This window comes from Simplicispira hankyongi (assembly GCF_003570885.1).
Taxonomy (GTDB): Bacteria; Pseudomonadota; Gammaproteobacteria; order Burkholderiales; family Burkholderiaceae_C; genus Simplicispira; species Simplicispira hankyongi.
In genome coordinates this window covers 1,188,884-1,206,531 of the sequence record NZ_QXJC01000001.1, presented here as the reverse complement: position 1 = coordinate 1,206,531, position 17,648 = coordinate 1,188,884, and the positions used below count along the sequence as shown (strand labels likewise).

Below are 17,648 nucleotides of genomic sequence, written 5' to 3'. Positions count from 1 at the left end.
AAAGGGGGCGGTGTAGGGCCAGGCGTTTTACCAGGCGTGAAGCGCGTCGTTGGGAAAGGTCTGGGCCTTGACGGCGGCCACGTACGCCTCCATGGCGCCGCGCACGCTGCCAGCGTCCTGCATGAAGTTGTGCACGAAACGCGCCATCTTTCCCAGGTTCATGCCCAGCATGTCGTGCAGCACCAGCACCTGGCCGGCCGTGCCCTTGCCGGCGCCGATGCCGATGGTGGCGCACTGGGTCAGTTCGCTCGTCAGCTCGGCCGATAGCTGCGCCGGCACCATCTCCAGCACCAGCATGGCGGCGCCGGCATCCTGCAGTTCGCGCGCGTGGCGGCGCAGGGCCTGGGCGGCCTGGTCGGTCTTGCCCTGTACGCGGTAGCCGCCCAGGGCGTGCACGGTCTGGGGCGTGAGGCCCAGGTGGGCGCAGACGGGCACGCCGCGTTCCACCAGGAATTGCACCGTGGGGGCCGTCCAGCCGCCGCCCTCCAGCTTGACCATGTGCGCGCCGGCGCGCATCAGGGCGCAGGCGCTGTGCAAGGCTTGTTCGCGGCTTTCGGCGTAGCTGCCGAAGGGCAGGTCGGCAATCAGCCAGGCCGTGCCCTGCACCCGGTGCAGGCCGCGCGCCACGCTCTCCGTGTGGTAGGCCATGGTCTCCAGCGTCACGCCCACGGTGCTGGGCAGGCCCTGGCAGACCATGCCCAGCGAGTCGCCCACCAGCAGGCATTCGACGCCTGCGGCATCGGCCACCGCTGCAAAGGTGGCGTCGTAGGCGGTCAGCATGGTGATCTTCTCGCCGGCCTCGCGCATCTGCTGCAGGCGCGGCAGGCTGACCGGGCGGCGCTGGGGCAGGGGCGATGCGGGAGGCAGGGTGCCGTAGGGCGTGCCTGCGGGCTGGACAGGCGGGGCAAGCGGTTCGGTCATGGCTGGCGGCGCTGAAAGGATGGACCCGGGAGTGTAGTCGTGCGCTTTGTGCAGCTATTGGCTGGCAGCCGGATGCAGCGCGCAGCCGGCGCTATGCTTGGCACCCATGAACTCTCCTTTGGACACCCTTGAAGCCCCGCTGCGCGCGCAGGTGCTGCTGGACGTGGCCCGTGCGCTGCAGGAAGACCTGGGCGCCGGCGACCTGACTGCGGGCCTGGTGCCTGCCCACCGGCGCGTGCGCGCCCGCATCCTGGTGCGCGAGGCGGCCGTGCTGTGCGGCGCCCCCTGGGCCGAGGCCGCGCTGCGCACGCTCGACCCGGCCGTGGAACTCATCTGGCATGTGGCCGAGGGCGGGCGCTGCGCTGCGGACCAGGTGGTGCTGACGATGCAGGGCGACGCCCGCGCCTTGCTCAGCGCCGAGCGCACGGCGCTCAACTTTCTGCAGATGCTCTCGGCCGTGGCCACCAAGACACGCAGCTACGTGGACGCAGTGGCCGGCACCCAGGCCCACATCGTGGACACGCGCAAGACCTTGCCCGGCCTGCGCATTGCGCAGAAATACGCGGTGCGGATCGGCGGCGGCACCAACCACCGCATCGGTCTGCACGATGCGGTGCTGATCAAGGAAAACCACATTGCCGCTGCCGGGGGCGTTGCCGCCGTGCTGCGCGCTGCCGCCGAGGTGGCCGCGCGTGCCGAATTCATCGAAATCGAGGTCGAAACCCTGGAGCAGCTGCGCGAAGCGCTGGACGCCGGCGCGCGCATGGTGCTGCTCGACAACATGGATCTCGCCACGTTGCATGAGGCGGTACGCATGAATGCCGCACACCCGGGCGGAGGCGCCATTCTGGAAATTTCGGGCGGCGTCACGCTCGATGGCTTGCGTGCGCTTGCAGAAACCGGGGTCGACCGCATCTCCACCGGAGCGCTGACCAAGGACGTCAAAGCCACGGATTTTTCGATGCGCATAGAAGTATGGTGAACAACCCCCTGCGTCGCCTTCGGCGCCTTCCCCCTTCTCTCGCTGCGCGGGAAGGGGGACGACGCCAGTGCGGCGGGGCGGCCCTTGCACGGCGTCCGCTGGCCTTGGCTCTGCAACTTCGACGTTTGGCGGGCGCAGCGACGCACCCTGGAGCACTGAAATGAATCCTGTTATTGCCATTAAAGAGGTCGAGTACGAGCAGCCCCGCGAGGGCACGGACGGCGCGGTCTGCTCCACCAAACACGCCTGGGCGCGCGTGCCCGCCGAGCTGACGCCGGACGAGCGCGCCGCGACCAAGGACAAAATTCGCCGCCTGCTCAAGGAAAAGAACGCGGTCATGGTGTCGCACTACTACGTGCACCCCGACCTGCAGGATCTGGCCGAGGAAACCGGCGGCATCGTCAGCGATTCGCTGGAGATGGCGCGTTTTGGCCGCGACCACGCCGCGCAGACGCTGGTCGTTTCGGGCGTTCGCTTCATGGGGGAGACGGCGAAAATCCTCTCGCCTGAGAAAACCGTGCTCATGCCCGACCTGGACGCCACCTGCTCGCTGGACCTGGGCTGCCCTATCGACGCATTCAGCGCCTTTTGTGACCAGCACCCGGACCGCACCGTGGTGGTCTATGCCAACACCAGCGCGGCGGTGAAGGCACGGGCCGACTGGCTGGTCACGTCGAGCTGCGCGCTCGACATCGTGCGCGCCCTGAAGGATGCCGGGCAAAAAATCCTGTGGGCCCCTGACCGCCACCTGGGCGCCTATATCCAGCGCGAAACCGGCGCCGACATGGTGATGTGGAATGGCGCCTGCATCGTGCACGACGAGTTCAAGGCCTTCGAGCTCGAAGCGCTGAAAAAAGACCACCCCGGCGCCAAGGTGCTGGTGCACCCTGAATCGCCACCGGACGTGATTGCCCTGGCCGACGCCGTGGGCTCCACCTCGGGCATTTTGAAAGCCGCGCAGGAGATGGACGCCACCGAGTTCATCGTCGCCACCGACAACGGCATGATGCACAAGCTGCGCACGCTCAACCCCGGCAAGGTGTTTTACGAAGCGCCCACCGCTGGCAACAGCGCCACCTGCAAGAGCTGCGCCCACTGCCCCTGGATGGCGATGAACGGCCTGGCCGGCGTGGCCCAGGTGCTGGAGACGGGCAGCAACACCATCCACGTCGATCCGGCCATTATTCCGCGTGCGCGCCTGCCGATCGACCGCATGCTGGCCTTTACCGCCGCGCTCAAGAAGGGCCAGCCCGTGGCGGGGCTGGTGCCCAACATCGGGGCAGCCTGAGTGCCCCTGGCTTTGTTTTACTATTTTTTTGATAGCTGACAGCGCAGACCAATAAAGCGCTGGAGGTCAATTTGGTACTTAAAACTCTGCTTGACTTCGCCAACCCCCGTGACGCCAGTGCCCCGCGCCTGCGCCACGCGTTCGGGGCGCCACGCGATCTGCTCATAGCGCGGCGGGCAGAGGAGGTGCGCGGCGTGCTTGACGCGGTGCAGGTTGCTGCCGAAGCTGGCGCCTGGTGCGTCGGAGGCGTGCGCTACGAGGCGGCGCCAGCCTTAGACGCCGTGCTCAAGACCCACCCTGCCGACGGCCCACTGGCCTGGTTTGCCGTGCACGATGCGCCGCTGCCTTGGCCGGGCGCGTCGGCGATCGCAGATGCGCCCACGCTGGATTGGCAGGCGCCGCCAGATCGTGCGCGCTTCGATGAAGCATTGGCTTCCATTGGGAATGCCATAGCTGCCGGCGACTGCTACCAAGTGAACTACACCGCCATGCTGCGGGCCACGCTGCACGGCGGCGGCGTGCAGGCGGTTTCAGCCTTGTTCGCCGCGCTGCAACGTGCGCAGCCCGGCGGCTACGCGGCCTGCATGGACATGGGAGGCGAGCAGGTGCTGTCCGTGTCGCCTGAATTGTTCTTTGACTGGGAGAGCGGCGGTAGCGCTGAAGTGGGCCATATCCTCACCCGCCCCATGAAAGGCACGGCGCCGCGCGGCGCCACGCCGGAGCAGGACGCCGCGCAAGCCGCTCAGTTGCGCGCGTCGCCCAAGGAGCGCGCGGAAAACGTCATGGTCGTGGACCTGCTGCGCAACGATCTTTCGCGTATTGCCGAGCCGCACAGCGTGCAGGTGCCCAGGCTGTTCCACACCGAGGCGCTGCCAGCGGTGTGGCAGATGACCTCCGATGTCCAGGCACGCACGCGCACCGGTACCCGCCTGTCCGATGTGTTTGCTGCGCTGTTCCCTTGTGGCTCGGTAACGGGAGCGCCCAAGGCGGCGGCGATGGCCGCCATCCAGGCACTGGAATCCGGCCCGCGCGGCCTCTATTGCGGAGCCCTGGGTGTCGTGCGCCCTGGTGCGCAGGGTGGCGTGCATGCCACTTTCAATGTACCCATCCGCACGCCGGTGCTCTCAGGCGGCGAGCTGCGCTTTGGCGTGGGCAGTGGCATTACGGCTGGGTCGCAGCCGGATGCCGAATGGCAGGAGTGGCTTTACAAAGCCGCATTCCTGGAGCGTGCCAGCGCCCCGTTCGAGCTGCTCGAAACGCTGTTGCTGGACGAGGGCAGTTTTCACCAGGCAGACCGCCATCTGGCCCGGATGGGCGAGGCGGCGGCGCATTTCGGCTTCCCCTGGAACGCCCACGCGGTGCGCCAGGATCTGCAAATTGTGGCCTTGCAGCATCTCTACGGCGCCTGGCGCGTACGGCTGCTGCTCGGCGCCGATGGCGTGGCGTGCACCGAGGCGTTTGCGCTGCGGGAAACGCACCAACCGGTGCGCCTGCAACTGGCCAGCCGGCCCCTGGCCGAGGCGCATGGTGAATTTGTCCGCTACAAGACCACCCGGCGTGCACACTACGAGGCGTTTGCGCCGCAGGATGCCGGCGTGTTCGACACCGTGCTCTACAACGCGGCAGGCGAAATCACCGAATGCACGCGCGGCAATGTCGCCATGCTGCTCGGCGGTCGGTGGGTCACGCCGCCGCTCGCCTGCGGTCTGCTGCCCGGTGTGGGCCGCGCCCTGGCACTGGAAGCAGGCCGGGTACAGGAAGCGACGGTGCGTCTGGAAGAGGTTCCCCGCATTCAGGCCTGGGCGTTCCTCAACCACCTGCGCGGCTGGTTGGAGGCAAGCCTGCTGACCTGAGGTTGTGGGCATGTTCCAAATTCGTACGCATTCCCTTGCCGTCTGCAAGCGGATTTTGCGCATTCCCCAAGTGCCCTGAGTGCGCTATAAGCGCAGTAGCAGCATTGCCTTTCTGGGATAGCGGCCAAGACCTTTCGCAGCGATAAATCCCGGATCGCAGTTCCTACGGCAACGATGCGATCACAGGCAAGGCACCTGCCTGGATGGAGGCGATCGACTATGGATTTTGTTGGCATGGCGCTTAGCGAGTCCGGCGGCAGCATCCTGCTTCACGTCCAGCCTCAGGAAGACCGGGGCGACATTGACGCAGCGGCGCTGCGCGATTGGCTGGTGCGCGACGGTTATGGGGACTGTTTGTTGCACCACGAGGCGCTGGAGCGTGCCGCCAAGGATGCGAGGGCTGCGTCTGCGCCCTTTTCGCTACCCGTTGCAGAGCGCTGTGATGCCACGGTGGTGGTCCATATCGCCACGGATGCCATGTCTGCCAGCCTCGACATCAAGCCAGCGCGCGGCGGTGCACCGGCAACAGTTGAGGACGTGCGCCATGGCCTCATGCTTGCGGGCGTGGTGGCCGGAATCGATGAGGTGGCAATCGCTCAGGCGGTCGTGGCCCAAGCCTGTGAAGCCGTTGTGGTGGCGCGTGGTGCGCTGGCGCAGAATGGCCACGATGCAGCATTCGAGGAACTGATTCCCGCAGCTCCCGACCGGGCCCCAAAGCTCGATGACAGCGGCTTCATCGACTACCGCGAGCATGGGGACATCGTCATGGTGCACACCGGTGCCTTGTTGATGCGCCGCCAGCCGGCAACGCCGGGCGTTCCGGGGTTTACCGTGCGCGGCGACACCCTGTCGGCCAAGCCTGGGCTGGACGAGCCCTTTGCGGCCCAACTGACGGGTGCCAAGGTGTCCGACGAAGACCCCAATCTGCTCCAGGCCAGCCAGACCGGTCATCCGGTTCGGGTGCACGGCGGTGTGATGGTCGAACCGATCCTGCGACTTGCAGAGGTCAACATGGACACCGGCAACATCCATTACGACGGAACGGTGCAGGTTGATGGTGAAATTGGTCAAGGCATGCGGGTGCAAGCGAGCGGCGACATCCTCGTCGGGGGCATGGTCGATGGCGGCATTTTGCAAGCCGGGGGCAACATCAAGGTCACGGGCGGCGTCATTGCCCACGCCATGCTGCGCGCTGCAGGCACTATCAGCGCGCGCTTTGCCGAGGCCGCGCAGCTGTATGCCGGCACTTCCATCGCCATCGGCGACATGGCGCTGGAATGTGAGCTGCAATCGCTCAACCAGATCGTGATCGGCGCCAGCGCACCCCAGCGCGGGCGGCTGATCGGCGGTTGTGCCACGGCCATGATGCTGATCCAGGCGCCATTGGTGGGTTCGCCCAGCGGGGGTATCACCAAGCTGGTGCTTGGTGCCAACCCCGAACTGGAAGCACGCTGCCACGACTTGCAACAGCAGATGGAAAAGGAAACTGCTGCGCAGGAGAGCTTGCACAAGTTGATCGCCCATCTGACTGCCGTGGGCGACCCCAAGGGCTTGCTCAGCCGTGCACAGGCGTCGTTAAAAAATGCGCAGAGCGCACATGCCAAATCCCTGCTGGCGTTCAAGGACCTGGAACAGCAAATGGCACTGTCGCGCCATGCGGTGGTAGCCGTTGGGGTGGCCGTGGCAGGTGCCGTGGATATGGCCTTTGGACGCGTGCAGGCGCACCTGCGCAGCGAATACCGGGCTGGCAGTTTTCGGCTCGATGGTGAGGGCACCGTTGTATTTGCCGACAGCAGTGGCTACGCAGTGCCTGCGGTGTAGCTACGGCGTGCATTCAGACAGACAAATTGCGTCGTGGGGATAGGGGGCAACAGCCTCTTGCCACGCCAAGGCGCGGTATCAGGCGGCCGTTTGATCGGCCGCAAGGTCGCGGCATGCGCCTGTCGGCAGCACCAGTTCGCCGCTGCGCAGCGCCTGTGCCAGCAGATCTGGTGTGGCGCGGATATGCGCCTCCAGCGCCAGCGCCGCACGCGCTTCGTGGCCCGCCATGGCCAAGTCAAAGATCTGTGTGTGTTCGGCGTGCACATCGCGCGCCGAGTTGGCTAGCCCCATGGCGTAGCGCCGGTAGCGCTCACTATGGCGGGAGAGAAGTCGCAGCACCTTTTGCGTCCAGGGTGAGTGGTGGCCGGCCAGCAGGGCATCGTGGAACTGCACGTTCAGCGCTTCCCATTGGCGCCGATAGACCGGTTTTATAGGTTGCTCCAGTGCTGAAATGGCCTCGTAGCTTTTTGCGAGACCGTCGCGCCAGGCGCTGCCGCCGTGGCGAATCGACAGGCGCAGGGCCTCGATTTCCAGTTGCACGCGCAGGCGTGTCAGGTCTTCCAGCTCGGTAATGGCAATCGGGGCCACGCGAAAGCCCCTCTGGCCTTCGGTGGTCACCAACGCATCGCTGACCAGACGGGTGATCGCCTCGCGCAGCGTGCCTGCGCTCACACCGTAGTGCACGCGCAGGTGCTCGATGGGCAGTTTGCTCGCGGGCTCCAGCCGGCCTTCGATGATGTCGTTGCGCAGTTCGGCGTAGGTCTGCTCGATCAGGGTGCGCGAGGTGGCCGTGCCATCATCGGACAACCCCGCGTCTGTTCCGAGAACTTGTAAAAAGGGGCGTTTGGCCATGGTAGGGGTCTAGACGTTCAGACTTGCGCGCGCTCTTGCAGGCGCGCCAGGCGGTAGCTCAACTGTGGGCGCGTCAGCCCCAGTGCGCGTGCGGCGGCCGAGAGGTTGCCGCCAGCACGTGCAACCGCTTCGCGAATCAGGGTGTCTTCCAGTGCCTCCAGGGTCAGGCCACTATCTTGTAGCGCGTCGTACATTTGCACTGTCTGTGCCGTGGGCGCGGCAGCGCGCTCCAGCGTGCCGGCGTCGTTGATGGTGGCGCCCGCTTGCAGGGTGACATGCGGAAACAGCACCTCGGCCTCCACGTTGTCGTCTGAGGGTGTGAGGATGACGCCGCGCTCGATCAGGTTCTCCAGCTCGCGCACGTTGCCTGGCCAGCTGTGGGCGCGCATGGCCAGCAGAGCACGGTCGGAAAACCCCAGCATGCGTTTGCCGTGGCGAACCGCGTACTTTTGCAGCAGGTGCATGGCCAGTGCTTCGATGTCGTCGGCGCGCTCGCGAAGTGGCGGGATGCGGATCGGGTACACGTTCAGGCGGTACAACAGATCGCGCCGGAAGTGGCCGGCCTCCACCGCCTTTTCCAGATCGAGGTTGGTGGCGGCAACGAGGCGCACATCCACCTTGCGCGCCTCGGTGCCGCCCAGGCGCTCGATTTCCCCGGTTTGCAGCACGCGCAGCAGCTTGGCCTGCGCCGACAGCGGCAGCTCGCCAAGTTCGTCCAGCATCAGGGTGCCGCCGTGCGCACGCTCGAACCGCCCGATGCGCGCGGCGCCCGCGCCGGTGTAGGCGCCTTTTTCGGCGCCAAACAACTCGCTCTCGACCAGCTCGGCCGGTAGTGCAGCGCAGTTCACGGCCACAAACGGTTTGTCGGCGCGGGAGCCCATGCTGTGCAGGGCGCGGGCAAACCGCTCCTTGCCCACACCGGTTTCTCCGGTAAGCAGCACGGTGACCTGGGTTTGTGCTGCTTTGCGCAGCAGGTCCACGGTTTGCTCGAATGCGCGCGAGCGCCCCACCAGCGGGCCCTGCTCGTCCGCTGGCTGCATCTGCGTGCGCAGGGACTGCACCTGCGACTGCAATTCGTCGAGTTTGACCAGCACCGAATCGGCGTCGTAGTCACGTGCCAGGGCGGCGGCGTCTGGCCACTCTTCGGCAAAACGCCCTTCAATCAGGCAGTGGCTGCAGCCGCAGGCAGTGCACTGGACTTCCTTGTACAGCACCGAGCGGCGAAAGAACGCGCTGGTGTAGCCCGAGGCGTAGCCCAGCAGCATCCAGCAAACAGGGGATTGCTGAGGGCCGAAATCGCGTGTGTGTGATTCCGCCTCCCAGCTGTGGTCCCAGCGGAACCGCCCCAGGAAATGGCCGGCTGCTTCGTCCAGTTCGAATGTTTGAGGCGTGACCTGCACTGCGCCTTCAAGCATGTGCAGTTGTGGCCCGACGGCAAAGGTGTCGAACAGCGCCGCGTCGGGGCGCACTTGGCGCGCCAGCAGCGCATCGCGCTCACCTGAGGCATAGCCGGCACGCATTAGCACGCGCCGCGTTTGCAGCGGCCCGAGGGTGGCCATCAACTCCCTGCGCATGGCTCCGAATGCGGCGGCGTGGACCAGCAGCATGCGCTGGCCCGACAGCCAGATACGCCCGTCGCCGGCCGAGAAATGCACCAGGCGCCGCAGATCGGTGTCTGAGGGGAGTGGGGGGATCTCAGAAGAGGACATGCCTTAATTATCGATAAATAAATTTGATCTGCGGGCTTTATTTAGCCTGCCTCGCCCAGGAATTCATCATTTGATCTATCGAAATTCTACGTTTTCATCAATTCGTGATGCTGCAATGCCGCAATTCTTGGCGATTTCCAAAAAGAAAAGACCAAAAACAAGGCCCGGCAGCTGGAATGCTTCCATTTGCTAAGTGTTAACCCTTGAATTTTCCCCAATGAGACATTTTTATCGATATCTGGCACAGCCCGTGCAATAACGAATGGGCAAAGCCAATCCAGGGAGTCCGCCATGAATACCGAATCGCTCGCCACCAACAGTCTGCAGTGTGACGTGACCAAGCGCTTCATCCGTGTATTGAGAAGACGCGACAACGGCCTTGTTGAGTTCGAGTTTTCGATCGGCTGGCCGGAGCTGGTGGTGGAGCTGATGCTGCCACACCAGGACTTCGATGCGTTCTGCCAAACGCACCAGGTGCGCAGGCTCGACGCTGCCGCTCCAGGCACGAATTTCCCTACCGTTTGAGGAGACAAACCAGATGAATATCGACTTGCAGGCGAGGGCTATCGAGCCGCAGCGCCACACCTTTGCCCGCGTGGCCGCCTACATTGGCGACAAGACCGCTTCGCGCTACCAGGAGGCGACGCTGGGGGTGCAGCCCACGGCGAATTTCCATTACCGACCCACCTGGGAGCCTGAGTTTGAGCTGTTCGACACCGGTCGCACAGCGGTCAAGCTGGCCGACTGGTACGTGCTGCGCGATCCACGCCAGTACTACTACGCCAACTGGACCATCGCCCGGGCGCGCCAGCAGGACGCGATGGAGTCGAACTACCAGTTCGTCGAGTTGCGCGGCCTGGCGGCAAAAATGCCCGACGCCTTGCGTGCCAAGGCCTGTGAGGTGCTGCTGCCCCTGCGCCATGTGGCCTGGGGCGGCAACATGAACAACGCCCAGGTGTGCGCGCGTGGTTATGGCACCGCCTTCACGGCGCCGGCCATGCTGCACGCCATGGACCAGCTCGGCGTGGCGCAGTACCTGACGCGTCTGGGGCTGGCGCTCGAAGAACCAGGCGCCCTGGATGCGGGCAAGAAGGACTGGCTGGAGCACCCCCGCTGGCAGGCGCTGCGCCGACTGGTGGAAGACACCCTGGTGGTGCAGGACCCGTTTGAATTGTTCGTGGCGCAGAACCTGGCGCTCGATGGCTTGCTGTACCCGCTGATCTACAAGCACTTCGTGGACGACTACCTGGCGCCGCACGGCGGCACGGCGGTGTCCATGCTCACGGCCTTCATTCCCGAATGGCACGAAGAGTCGGCACGTTGGGTGGATGCGGTGGTCAAGGTGGCGGCTGCCGAGTCCGAGGCCAATCGCTCGCTGATCAGTGGCTGGTACCAGGCCTATGCCGCTCAGGCCCAGGCGGCGCTTGCTCCAGTGGCCGAGCTTGCTCTGGGAGCGCAGGGCCTGGACGCGCTGCAAACCGTTCGTGAGTCGCTCGACGCCCGCGCCCGCAAGGCCGGCCTCGATGTCTAAGCCCTTCAGCCAGGAACACCCATGACAACAGCCGTGATTTCCAAGGTCTTCATTGCCTTTCAGGACAACGAAGAGTCCCGCCCCGTGGTGGAGGCGATCCTCGCCGACAACCCACAGGCCACAGCAGTGCATTCGCCTGGCCTCGTGAAGCTCGACGCCCCCGGCCGCATGGTCATTCGCCGCGCCACGATTGAAGACATCGTGGGCCGCCCGTTCGATCTGCAGCAGATTCAGGTCAACCTGGTCACCCTGTCCGGGAACGTCGATGAAGACGACGACGAGCTCTCGCTCAGCTGGCTCGGCTAAGCCCCCCACCAGTACCCCATAAGCACACAAGGAGACACCGATGGACGCCCCTGTCAGCAAAAAGAAACTCGGCCTGAAAGACCGCTACACCGCCATGACGCGCGGCCTGGGTTGGGACACGACCTACCAGCCGATGGACAAGGTGTTCCCGTACGACAAGTACGAGGGCATCAAGATTCACGATTGGGACAAGTGGGAAGACCCGTTTCGCCTGACCATGGATGCCTACTGGAAGTACCAGGGCGAAAAAGAGAAAAAGCTCTACGCCGTCATCGAGGCCTTTGCACAGAACAATGGCCAGCTGGGCGTCTCGGATGCGCGCTACATCAACGCGCTCAAACTCTTCATTCAGGGCGTGGTGCCGCTCGAGTACTACGCGCACCGGGGTTTCGCGCACGCTGGCCGGCATTTCACCGGTCCGGGTGCACGGGTGGCGGCGCAGATGCAGTCGATCGACGAGCTGCGCCACTTCCAGACCGAAACCCACGCGCTGTCGCACTACAACAAGTACTTCAACGGCATGCACAACAGCAGCCATTGGTTTGACCGGGTGTGGTTCCTGTCGGTGCCCAAGTCGTTCTTTGAGGATGCGCTGACCGCCGGGCCATTCGAGTTCCTCACGGCAGTGAGCTTCTCGTTCGAGTACGTGCTGACCAACCTGCTCTTCGTGCCCTTCATGTCGGGCGCCGCGCACAACGGCGACCTGTCCACCGTCACCTTCGGCTTCTCGGCGCAGAGCGATGAGTCGCGCCACATGACGCTGGGCATCGAGTGCATCAAGTTCATGCTGGAGCAAGACCCGGCCAACGTGCCCATCGTGCAGGGCTGGATCGACAAATGGTTCTGGCGCGGCTACCGCGTGCTGACGCTCGTGGCCATGATGCAGGACTACATGCTGCCCAAGCGGGTGATGAGCTGGAAGGAAGCCTGGGAGATGTATGCGGAAGAAAACGGCGGCGCGCTGTTCCGCGACCTGGCGCGTTACGGCATCCGTGAGCCACTCGGCTGGAAGATGGCCTGCGAGGGCAAGGACCACATCAGCCACCAGGCCTGGAACATCTTCTACAACTACACCGCCGCCGCCACCTTCCACACCTGGGTGCCCAAGGAAGAAGAAATGCAGTGGCTCAGCGAGAAGTACCCGGATACGTTCGACAAGTACTACCGCCCCCGCCTGGAGCACTACCGCGAGCAACAGCAAGCGGGCAAGCGCTTCTACAACAGCACGCTGCCCATGCTGTGCACGACCTGCCAGATTCCCATGGGCTTCACCGAGCCGGGCGACCCCACCAAGATCTGCTACCGCGAGTCGGAGCACGCGGGTGAGAAGTACCACTTCTGCAGCGATGGCTGCAAGGACATCTTCGACCACGAGCCCGAGAAATACATCCAGGCCTGGTTGCCGGTGCACCAGATCTACCAGGGCCACTGCTTCAAGCCGGATGTCGATCCCACCGCCGAAGGTTTTGATCCGCTGCTGGCCGTGCTCGACTGGTACCAGATGGAAGTCGGCCGCGACAACTTCGATTTTGAAGGCTCGGAAGACCAGAAGAACTTTGCCGCCTGGCGCGGCGACCCCGTGCCGGCCAATCCTGCCGATGCCACGGCACAAGGAGCCAAGCCATGAGTGTCAAAGCCCTCAAGCCCTACGACTTTCCTGCCAAGGATGTGCGCACCAATTTCCCGGCGCCGCTGCTGTACATCGGCTGGGAAGACCACTTGATGTATTGCTCGCCCGTGGCCCTGCCGCTGCCCGCCGAAACGCCGTTTGGCGCCCTGGCGCAGGCGGTGCTGCCTGGCGTGTACGGCGCGCACCCCGATTTCGGACGCATCGATTGGGACAAGGTGGAATGGTTCAAGTCGGGCCAGGCTTGGAAGCCCGACCCCGCCAAATCGCTGGAAGCCAATGGGCTCAAGCACAAGGATGCGATTCGCTTTCGCACGCCCGGCCTGACCGGTATCCATGGATCGTTTAGCTAACCATTGAGGAGAGGGCTCTGGCGGTCCTGTCACCAGTCCGCCAGCCCTACATGCCATGAGCCACCAACTGACGCTTGAACCGCTGGGCGCCACCATTGACGTGGAAGACGGCCAGACTGTGCTCGACGCCGCTTTGCGCGCCGGGCTGTACATCCCGCACGCCTGTGGCCATGGCCTGTGCGGTACTTGCAAGATTCAGATCACCGAAGGCGAGGTCGACCTAGGCCCGGCCAACCCCTTTGCGCTGATGGAGATGGAGCGTGACGATGGCATGGCGCTGGCGTGCTGCGCCACGCTGCTGTCCGATGTGACGGTCGAAGCCGACATGGAAGACGAGCCTGATGCGCAAACCATCCCCGTGCGCGACTTTGCCGCCACCGTGGTGCGCATCGATCAGCTGACGCCGACCATCAAGGCGCTGCACCTGCGCCTGAGCACGCCCATACGCTACCAGGCAGGTCAGTATGTGCAGGTCCAGATTCCTGGCGTCGAAGGTGGCCGCGCCTTTTCGATTGCCAATGCTCCGGGGCCCGATGGGCAGAGCAGTGAAATTGAATTGAATGTGCGCCTGGTGCCTGGCGGTGCCGGCACCACCTGGCTGCACCAAAGCTTGAAGGAAGGCGACCGTGTGCAGTTGGCCGGGCCGTATGGGCGCTTCTTTGTGCGCCGCTCGGCCGCCATGCCCATGGTCTTCATGGCCGGGGGGTCGGGGCTGTCGAGCCCGCGCGCCATGATTCTTGAATTGCTGGCAAGCGGCGCCACCGAGCCCATCACCCTGGTCTATGGACAGCGCTCAGCCGAAGAGCTGTACTACGACGCGGAGTTTCGCGCGCTCGCCGAGCAGCACCCGCATTTCACCTATGTCCCGGCACTCTCCGAGGTGGGTGAAGGCCACGATTGGAGTGGTGCACGTGGCTTTGTCCACCAGGCGGCCCAGGCGCATTTCAAAGACGGCTTTGCGGGCCACAAGGCCTACCTCTGCGGCCCGCCGCCCATGATTGAAGCCTGCATCGGTGCGTTGATGCAGGGCCGCTTGTTCGAGCGCGACATCTATACCGAGAAGTTCCTCTCGGCTGCTGACGCACAGGGCGCACGCAGCCCGCTGTTCAAGCGCGTCTAAGGGAGTCGCAGCCATGCTTTTTGATACCCGGCCAAAAGTCAGCGTGAGCGTCGCACAGACCGGCGAGTGCTACGTCTGCGCCACGACAGAGAGCCTGCTGGCCGGCATGTTGCGCCTGGGCCGCAAAGGCATTCCGGTGGGTTGCGTCAACGGCGGCTGCGGCGTGTGCAAGGTGCGGATTCTCGAGGGCACAGTGCAGCCGATCGGGCCAGTCAGCCGCGCCCATGTCAGCCTGGCCGAAGAGGCTGACGGATACACCCTGGCCTGCCGGGTGGCGCCCACCGAAGCGGTGCGGCTCGAAGTGGCAGGCAGGCTGTGCAAGCCTTTTTCTTCTGGGCCGCAGCGCAGCGGTGCGCCCCCAACCGAATGACCGATTGATTCACCAACCGAAGGAGACAGACATGGGTGTATTGCGAATGGGCCACGCGAGCTTGCGCGTGATGGATATCGAGGCTGCCGTCAGGCATTACGAGGACGTGTTGGGCCTCAAGACCGTCATGAAGGACAAGGCCGGCAACGTGTACCTCAAGTGCTGGGACGAGTGGGACAAGTACTCGCTCATCCTCAGCCCCAGCGACCGTGCGGGCCTGAACCATGTGGCCTACAAGGTGCAGGACGACGCCGATCTGGAGGCCCTTCAGACACGCATTGAAGCCTGGGGCATCAAGACCACCATGTTGGCGGAAGGCGCGCTGCCGTCCACCGGTCGCATGCTGCAGTTCAATCTGCCGAGCGGCCACGAAATGCGCCTGTATGCCATGAAGGAATACGCGGGCACCGATGTGGGCACCACGAACCCCGATCCGTGGCCGGACGGCATCCGGGGTGCCGGCGCGCACTGGCTGGACCACTGCTTGCTGATGTGCGAGATGAATCCTGAGGCTGGTATCAATACCGTACAGGACAACACGCGTTTCATGAAGGAGTGCCTGGACTTCTTCCTGACCGAGCAAATCCTGGTCGGCCCCAACGGCGACATGCAGGCCGCCACCTGGCTGGCGCGCACCAGCACGCCGCACGATATTGCCTTCGTCGGCGGCCCGGTCAGCGGCCTGCACCACATTGCCTTCTTCCTCGATTCCTGGCACGACGTGCTCAAGGCCGCCGACATCATGGCCAAGAAGAAGGTCAAGATCGATGTGGCGCCCACCCGCCATGGCATCACGCGTGGCGAGACGATTTACTTCTTCGACCCGAGTGGCAACCGCAACGAAACCTTTGCCGGCCTGGGCTACCTGGCGCAGCCTGACCGCCCCGTGACCACCTGGACCGAAGACCGCCTGGGCAGTGGAATTTTCTACCACACGGGCGAGCTTGTGACCTCGTTCACCGATGTCTACACCTGAGCCCACCCCCACTTCGGTAGGCCTGCACAGCACCGTGCAGCGCTGCATTACCTGGCAGGCTGCGCACGCAGCCGCGGGTGCAGCCGCGGCGCAAGCGGCGGCGATGGGCGTTGCGGTGAACGTGGCGCTGGTCGATGCGGCAGGGGTGCTGGCGGCCTTTGTGCGCATGCCGGGCGCGCCGCTGCACTCGGTGGACATCGCCATCGATAAGGCCTACACCGCGGCGAGCTTTGGCTTGGCCACCTCGCAGTGGCGCGCGGTGCTGGCGGGGCATTCGCCCGCCGTCCGCGAAGGCCTGGTGCTGCGCCCGCGCTTTATTGCCTTTGGCGGTGGCCTGCCTGCAATCGAAGGCGGCGAACGCATTGGCGCCATCGGCGTTTCGGGTGGCAGCGAAGCGCAGGACGAGGCGATTGCCCGTGCGGGCCTGTGCGCCTTGGGGCTTGGAGCCCCTGAACCTTCTATTGAATAGAACCCATGAAAAATATCCAAAACTTCATCAACGGCGAATACCTCGGCAGCGAGCGCCAGTTCGACAAGCACTCGCCGACCACCGGCGCCATGATTGCCAAGGTGCATGAGGCCGATCGCTCGCAGGTCAACGCTGCGGTGGCTGCCGCCCGCGCTGCCCTTGAGGGTCCCTGGGGCAAGATGAGCGTGGCTGAGCGAGTCGAGCGCCTGCACGCCCTGGCCGACGGCATTAACCAACGTTTCGATGAATTTCTGGATGCCGAGTGCGCCGATACCGGCAAACCCCGCAGCCTGGCCAGCCACATCGACATCCCGCGCGGCGCGGCGAACTTCAAGGTGTTTGCCGACGTCGTCAAGAACGTCGCCACCGAATTTTTCGAAACCGCAACGCCCGACGGGCGCGGCGCCATCAACTACGGTTACCGTACGCCAGTCGGCGTGGTCGGCGTGATCTGCCCCTGGAACCTGCCGCTGCTGCTGATGACCTGGAAGGTGGGCCCGGCGCTGGCCTGCGGCAACACCGTGGTCGTCAAGCCCTCGGAAGAAACGCCGCAGACCGCCGCCTTGCTGGGTGAAGTGGTGAACGCGGCCGGTATTCCGCCCGGTGTGTACAACGTCGTGCACGGCTTTGGCCCTGATTCGGCGGGTGAATTCCTCACCACGCACCCCGGCGTGGACGCCATCACCTTCACGGGCGAGACGCGCACCGGCGAGGCCATCATGAAGGCTGCCGCCCACGGTGCGCGCCCCGTGAGCCTGGAGATGGGCGGCAAGAACGCGGCCATCGTGTTTGCCGATTGCGACTTTGACGCCGCCATCGAGGGCACGCTGCGCTCGGTGTTCGTCAACTGTGGCCAGGTCTGCCTGGGCACTGAGCGGGTCTATGTTGAGCGCCCGATCTTCGAGAAGTTCGTCACTGCGCTCAAGCAAGGCGCCGAGGGCATGAAGATCGGTGTACCTGAAGACGCCGCGGTCGGCATGGGCCCCTTGATCAGCAAGGAGCACCAGGCCAAAGTGCTGTCGTATTACAAGCTTGCAGTGGAAGAGGGCGCCACGGTGGTCACCGGCGGCGGCGTGCCCGACATGGGGCCGGCGCATGCGGGGGGCTCGTGGATTCAGCCGACGATCTGGACCGGCCTGCCCGAGACGGCGCGCGTCATCAAGGAAGAGATCTTTGGCCCCTGCTGCCACATCGCCCCCTTCGATACCGAAGACGAGGTGCTCGCCAAGGCCAACGACAACGTGTACGGCCTGGCCACCGCCATCTGGACGCGCGACCTGGCGCGGGCGCACCGTGTCGCGCAGCGCATGAAGGTGGGGCTCTCATGGGTCAACAGCTGGTTCCTGCGCGACCTGCGCACGCCCTTTGGTGGCTCCAAGCAATCGGGTATCGGGCGCGAGGGCGGCGTGCATTCGCTGGAGTTCTACACCGAGCTCAAGAATGTCTGCATCAAGCTCTGAGGCTATTTGC

General features: G+C 64.7%; 17 protein-coding genes. 14 read left to right on the top strand and 3 right to left on the bottom strand.

Going from position 1 to position 17,648, the window contains the following annotated elements:
* Positions 1 to 27 precede the first annotated feature (27 nt).
* The gene (gene panB / locus D3F03_RS05505) at positions 28 to 921 is read right to left on the bottom strand and encodes a 3-methyl-2-oxobutanoate hydroxymethyltransferase (protein WP_119108284.1); all 894 of its coding nucleotides are present in this window, start codon (positions 919 to 921) and stop codon (positions 28 to 30) included.
* A gap of 106 nt (positions 922 to 1,027) precedes the next feature.
* On the opposite strand from panB, the gene nadC reads away from it, so the two are divergent.
* From nadC to D3F03_RS05485, 4 genes are all read left to right on the top strand, one after another.
* Complete coding sequence (nadC, locus tag D3F03_RS05500; protein WP_119108283.1) at positions 1,028 to 1,903, top strand: carboxylating nicotinate-nucleotide diphosphorylase; 876 nt, start codon at positions 1,028 to 1,030, stop codon at positions 1,901 to 1,903.
* A 160-nt stretch (positions 1,904 to 2,063) separates the two neighbouring features.
* The gene (gene nadA / locus D3F03_RS05495; RefSeq protein ID WP_119108282.1) at positions 2,064 to 3,191 is read left to right on the top strand and encodes a quinolinate synthase NadA; all 1,128 of its coding nucleotides are present in this window, start codon (positions 2,064 to 2,066) and stop codon (positions 3,189 to 3,191) included.
* A 71-nt stretch (positions 3,192 to 3,262) separates the two neighbouring features.
* Entirely contained in the window at positions 3,263 to 5,044 is a 1,782-nt protein-coding gene (locus D3F03_RS05490) for a chorismate-binding protein (protein ID WP_119108281.1), read from the top strand.
* Between the two features lie 219 nt (positions 5,045 to 5,263).
* Complete coding sequence (locus D3F03_RS05485; RefSeq protein ID WP_158606132.1) at positions 5,264 to 6,865, top strand: flagellar assembly protein A; 1,602 nt, start codon at positions 5,264 to 5,266, stop codon at positions 6,863 to 6,865.
* Between the two features lie 78 nt (positions 6,866 to 6,943).
* On the opposite strand, the gene D3F03_RS05480 is transcribed toward D3F03_RS05485, so the two are convergent.
* Together D3F03_RS05480 and D3F03_RS05475 are read right to left on the bottom strand one after the other, a co-directional pair.
* Complete coding sequence (locus D3F03_RS05480) at positions 6,944 to 7,717, bottom strand: GntR family transcriptional regulator (protein WP_119108279.1); 774 nt, start codon at positions 7,715 to 7,717, stop codon at positions 6,944 to 6,946.
* Positions 7,718 to 7,734: 17 nt separating this feature from the next.
* The gene (locus D3F03_RS05475) at positions 7,735 to 9,426 is read right to left on the bottom strand and encodes a sigma-54-dependent Fis family transcriptional regulator (protein ID WP_119108278.1); all 1,692 of its coding nucleotides are present in this window, start codon (positions 9,424 to 9,426) and stop codon (positions 7,735 to 7,737) included.
* A 291-nt stretch (positions 9,427 to 9,717) separates the two neighbouring features.
* Between D3F03_RS05475 and D3F03_RS05470 the strand changes: the two genes are divergently transcribed.
* From D3F03_RS05470 to D3F03_RS05425, 10 genes are read left to right on the top strand one after another with little or no spacing between them, the layout of a single operon-like run.
* Positions 9,718 to 9,951 (top strand): phenol hydroxylase subunit, encoded by a 234-nt coding sequence (locus D3F03_RS05470; protein WP_119108277.1) that lies wholly within the window; start codon positions 9,718 to 9,720, stop codon positions 9,949 to 9,951.
* Between the two features lie 13 nt (positions 9,952 to 9,964).
* Entirely contained in the window at positions 9,965 to 10,957 is a 993-nt protein-coding gene (locus D3F03_RS05465) for a ferritin family protein (RefSeq protein ID WP_119108276.1), read from the top strand.
* A 36-nt stretch (positions 10,958 to 10,993) separates the two neighbouring features.
* A complete protein-coding gene (locus D3F03_RS05460) occupies positions 10,994 to 11,263 on the top strand; it encodes an MmoB/DmpM family protein (protein WP_119108593.1) in 270 nt (89 codons plus the stop codon).
* Positions 11,264 to 11,303: 40 nt separating this feature from the next.
* Positions 11,304 to 12,890 (top strand): aromatic/alkene/methane monooxygenase hydroxylase/oxygenase subunit alpha, encoded by a 1,587-nt coding sequence (locus D3F03_RS05455; protein ID WP_119108275.1) that lies wholly within the window; start codon positions 11,304 to 11,306, stop codon positions 12,888 to 12,890.
* The gene (locus D3F03_RS05450) at positions 12,887 to 13,243 is read left to right on the top strand and encodes a phenol hydroxylase subunit P4 (protein WP_119108274.1); all 357 of its coding nucleotides are present in this window, start codon (positions 12,887 to 12,889) and stop codon (positions 13,241 to 13,243) included. The genes D3F03_RS05455 and D3F03_RS05450 overlap by 4 nt, the downstream gene beginning before the upstream one ends.
* A gap of 55 nt (positions 13,244 to 13,298) precedes the next feature.
* Positions 13,299 to 14,363 carry an NADH:ubiquinone reductase (Na(+)-transporting) subunit F gene (locus tag D3F03_RS05445; protein WP_119108273.1) on the top strand — a complete coding sequence of 355 codons (1,065 nt, stop codon included), beginning with the start codon at positions 13,299 to 13,301 and terminating at the stop codon, positions 14,361 to 14,363.
* A gap of 13 nt (positions 14,364 to 14,376) precedes the next feature.
* Positions 14,377 to 14,733 (top strand): 2Fe-2S iron-sulfur cluster-binding protein, encoded by a 357-nt coding sequence (locus D3F03_RS05440; RefSeq protein ID WP_119108272.1) that lies wholly within the window; start codon positions 14,377 to 14,379, stop codon positions 14,731 to 14,733.
* 31 nt (positions 14,734 to 14,764) lie between these two features.
* The gene (locus D3F03_RS05435; protein WP_119108271.1) at positions 14,765 to 15,709 is read left to right on the top strand and encodes a catechol 2,3-dioxygenase; all 945 of its coding nucleotides are present in this window, start codon (positions 14,765 to 14,767) and stop codon (positions 15,707 to 15,709) included.
* The gene (locus tag D3F03_RS05430) at positions 15,696 to 16,178 is read left to right on the top strand and encodes a GlcG/HbpS family heme-binding protein (protein ID WP_119108270.1); all 483 of its coding nucleotides are present in this window, start codon (positions 15,696 to 15,698) and stop codon (positions 16,176 to 16,178) included. Before D3F03_RS05435 ends, D3F03_RS05430 begins: the two co-directional genes overlap by 14 nt.
* A gap of 5 nt (positions 16,179 to 16,183) precedes the next feature.
* Positions 16,184 to 17,638 (top strand): 2-hydroxymuconic semialdehyde dehydrogenase, encoded by a 1,455-nt coding sequence (locus D3F03_RS05425; protein WP_119108269.1) that lies wholly within the window; start codon positions 16,184 to 16,186, stop codon positions 17,636 to 17,638.
* The last annotated feature ends 10 nt before the right edge of the window (positions 17,639 to 17,648 follow it).

Coding starts and splice junctions, on each gene's coding strand:
- D3F03_RS05475 (WP_119108278.1), bottom strand. CDS start 9,426: ATGTCCTCTTCTGAGATCCCCCCACTCCCCTCAGACACCGATCTGCGG.
- D3F03_RS05470 (WP_119108277.1), top strand. CDS start 9,718: ATGAATACCGAATCGCTCGCCACCAACAGTCTGCAGTGTGACGTGACC.
- D3F03_RS05480 (WP_119108279.1), bottom strand. CDS start 7,717: ATGGCCAAACGCCCCTTTTTACAAGTTCTCGGAACAGACGCGGGGTTG.
- D3F03_RS05465 (WP_119108276.1), top strand. CDS start 9,965: ATGAATATCGACTTGCAGGCGAGGGCTATCGAGCCGCAGCGCCACACC.
- panB (WP_119108284.1), bottom strand. CDS start 921: ATGACCGAACCGCTTGCCCCGCCTGTCCAGCCCGCAGGCACGCCCTAC.
- D3F03_RS05450 (WP_119108274.1), top strand. CDS start 12,887: ATGAGTGTCAAAGCCCTCAAGCCCTACGACTTTCCTGCCAAGGATGTG.
- D3F03_RS05435 (WP_119108271.1), top strand. CDS start 14,765: ATGGGTGTATTGCGAATGGGCCACGCGAGCTTGCGCGTGATGGATATC.
- nadA (WP_119108282.1), top strand. CDS start 2,064: ATGAATCCTGTTATTGCCATTAAAGAGGTCGAGTACGAGCAGCCCCGC.
- D3F03_RS05440 (WP_119108272.1), top strand. CDS start 14,377: ATGCTTTTTGATACCCGGCCAAAAGTCAGCGTGAGCGTCGCACAGACC.
- D3F03_RS05425 (WP_119108269.1), top strand. CDS start 16,184: ATGAAAAATATCCAAAACTTCATCAACGGCGAATACCTCGGCAGCGAG.
- nadC (WP_119108283.1), top strand. CDS start 1,028: ATGAACTCTCCTTTGGACACCCTTGAAGCCCCGCTGCGCGCGCAGGTG.
- D3F03_RS05430 (WP_119108270.1), top strand. CDS start 15,696: ATGTCTACACCTGAGCCCACCCCCACTTCGGTAGGCCTGCACAGCACC.
- D3F03_RS05445 (WP_119108273.1), top strand. CDS start 13,299: ATGAGCCACCAACTGACGCTTGAACCGCTGGGCGCCACCATTGACGTG.
- D3F03_RS05455 (WP_119108275.1), top strand. CDS start 11,304: ATGGACGCCCCTGTCAGCAAAAAGAAACTCGGCCTGAAAGACCGCTAC.
- D3F03_RS05485 (WP_158606132.1), top strand. CDS start 5,264: ATGGATTTTGTTGGCATGGCGCTTAGCGAGTCCGGCGGCAGCATCCTG.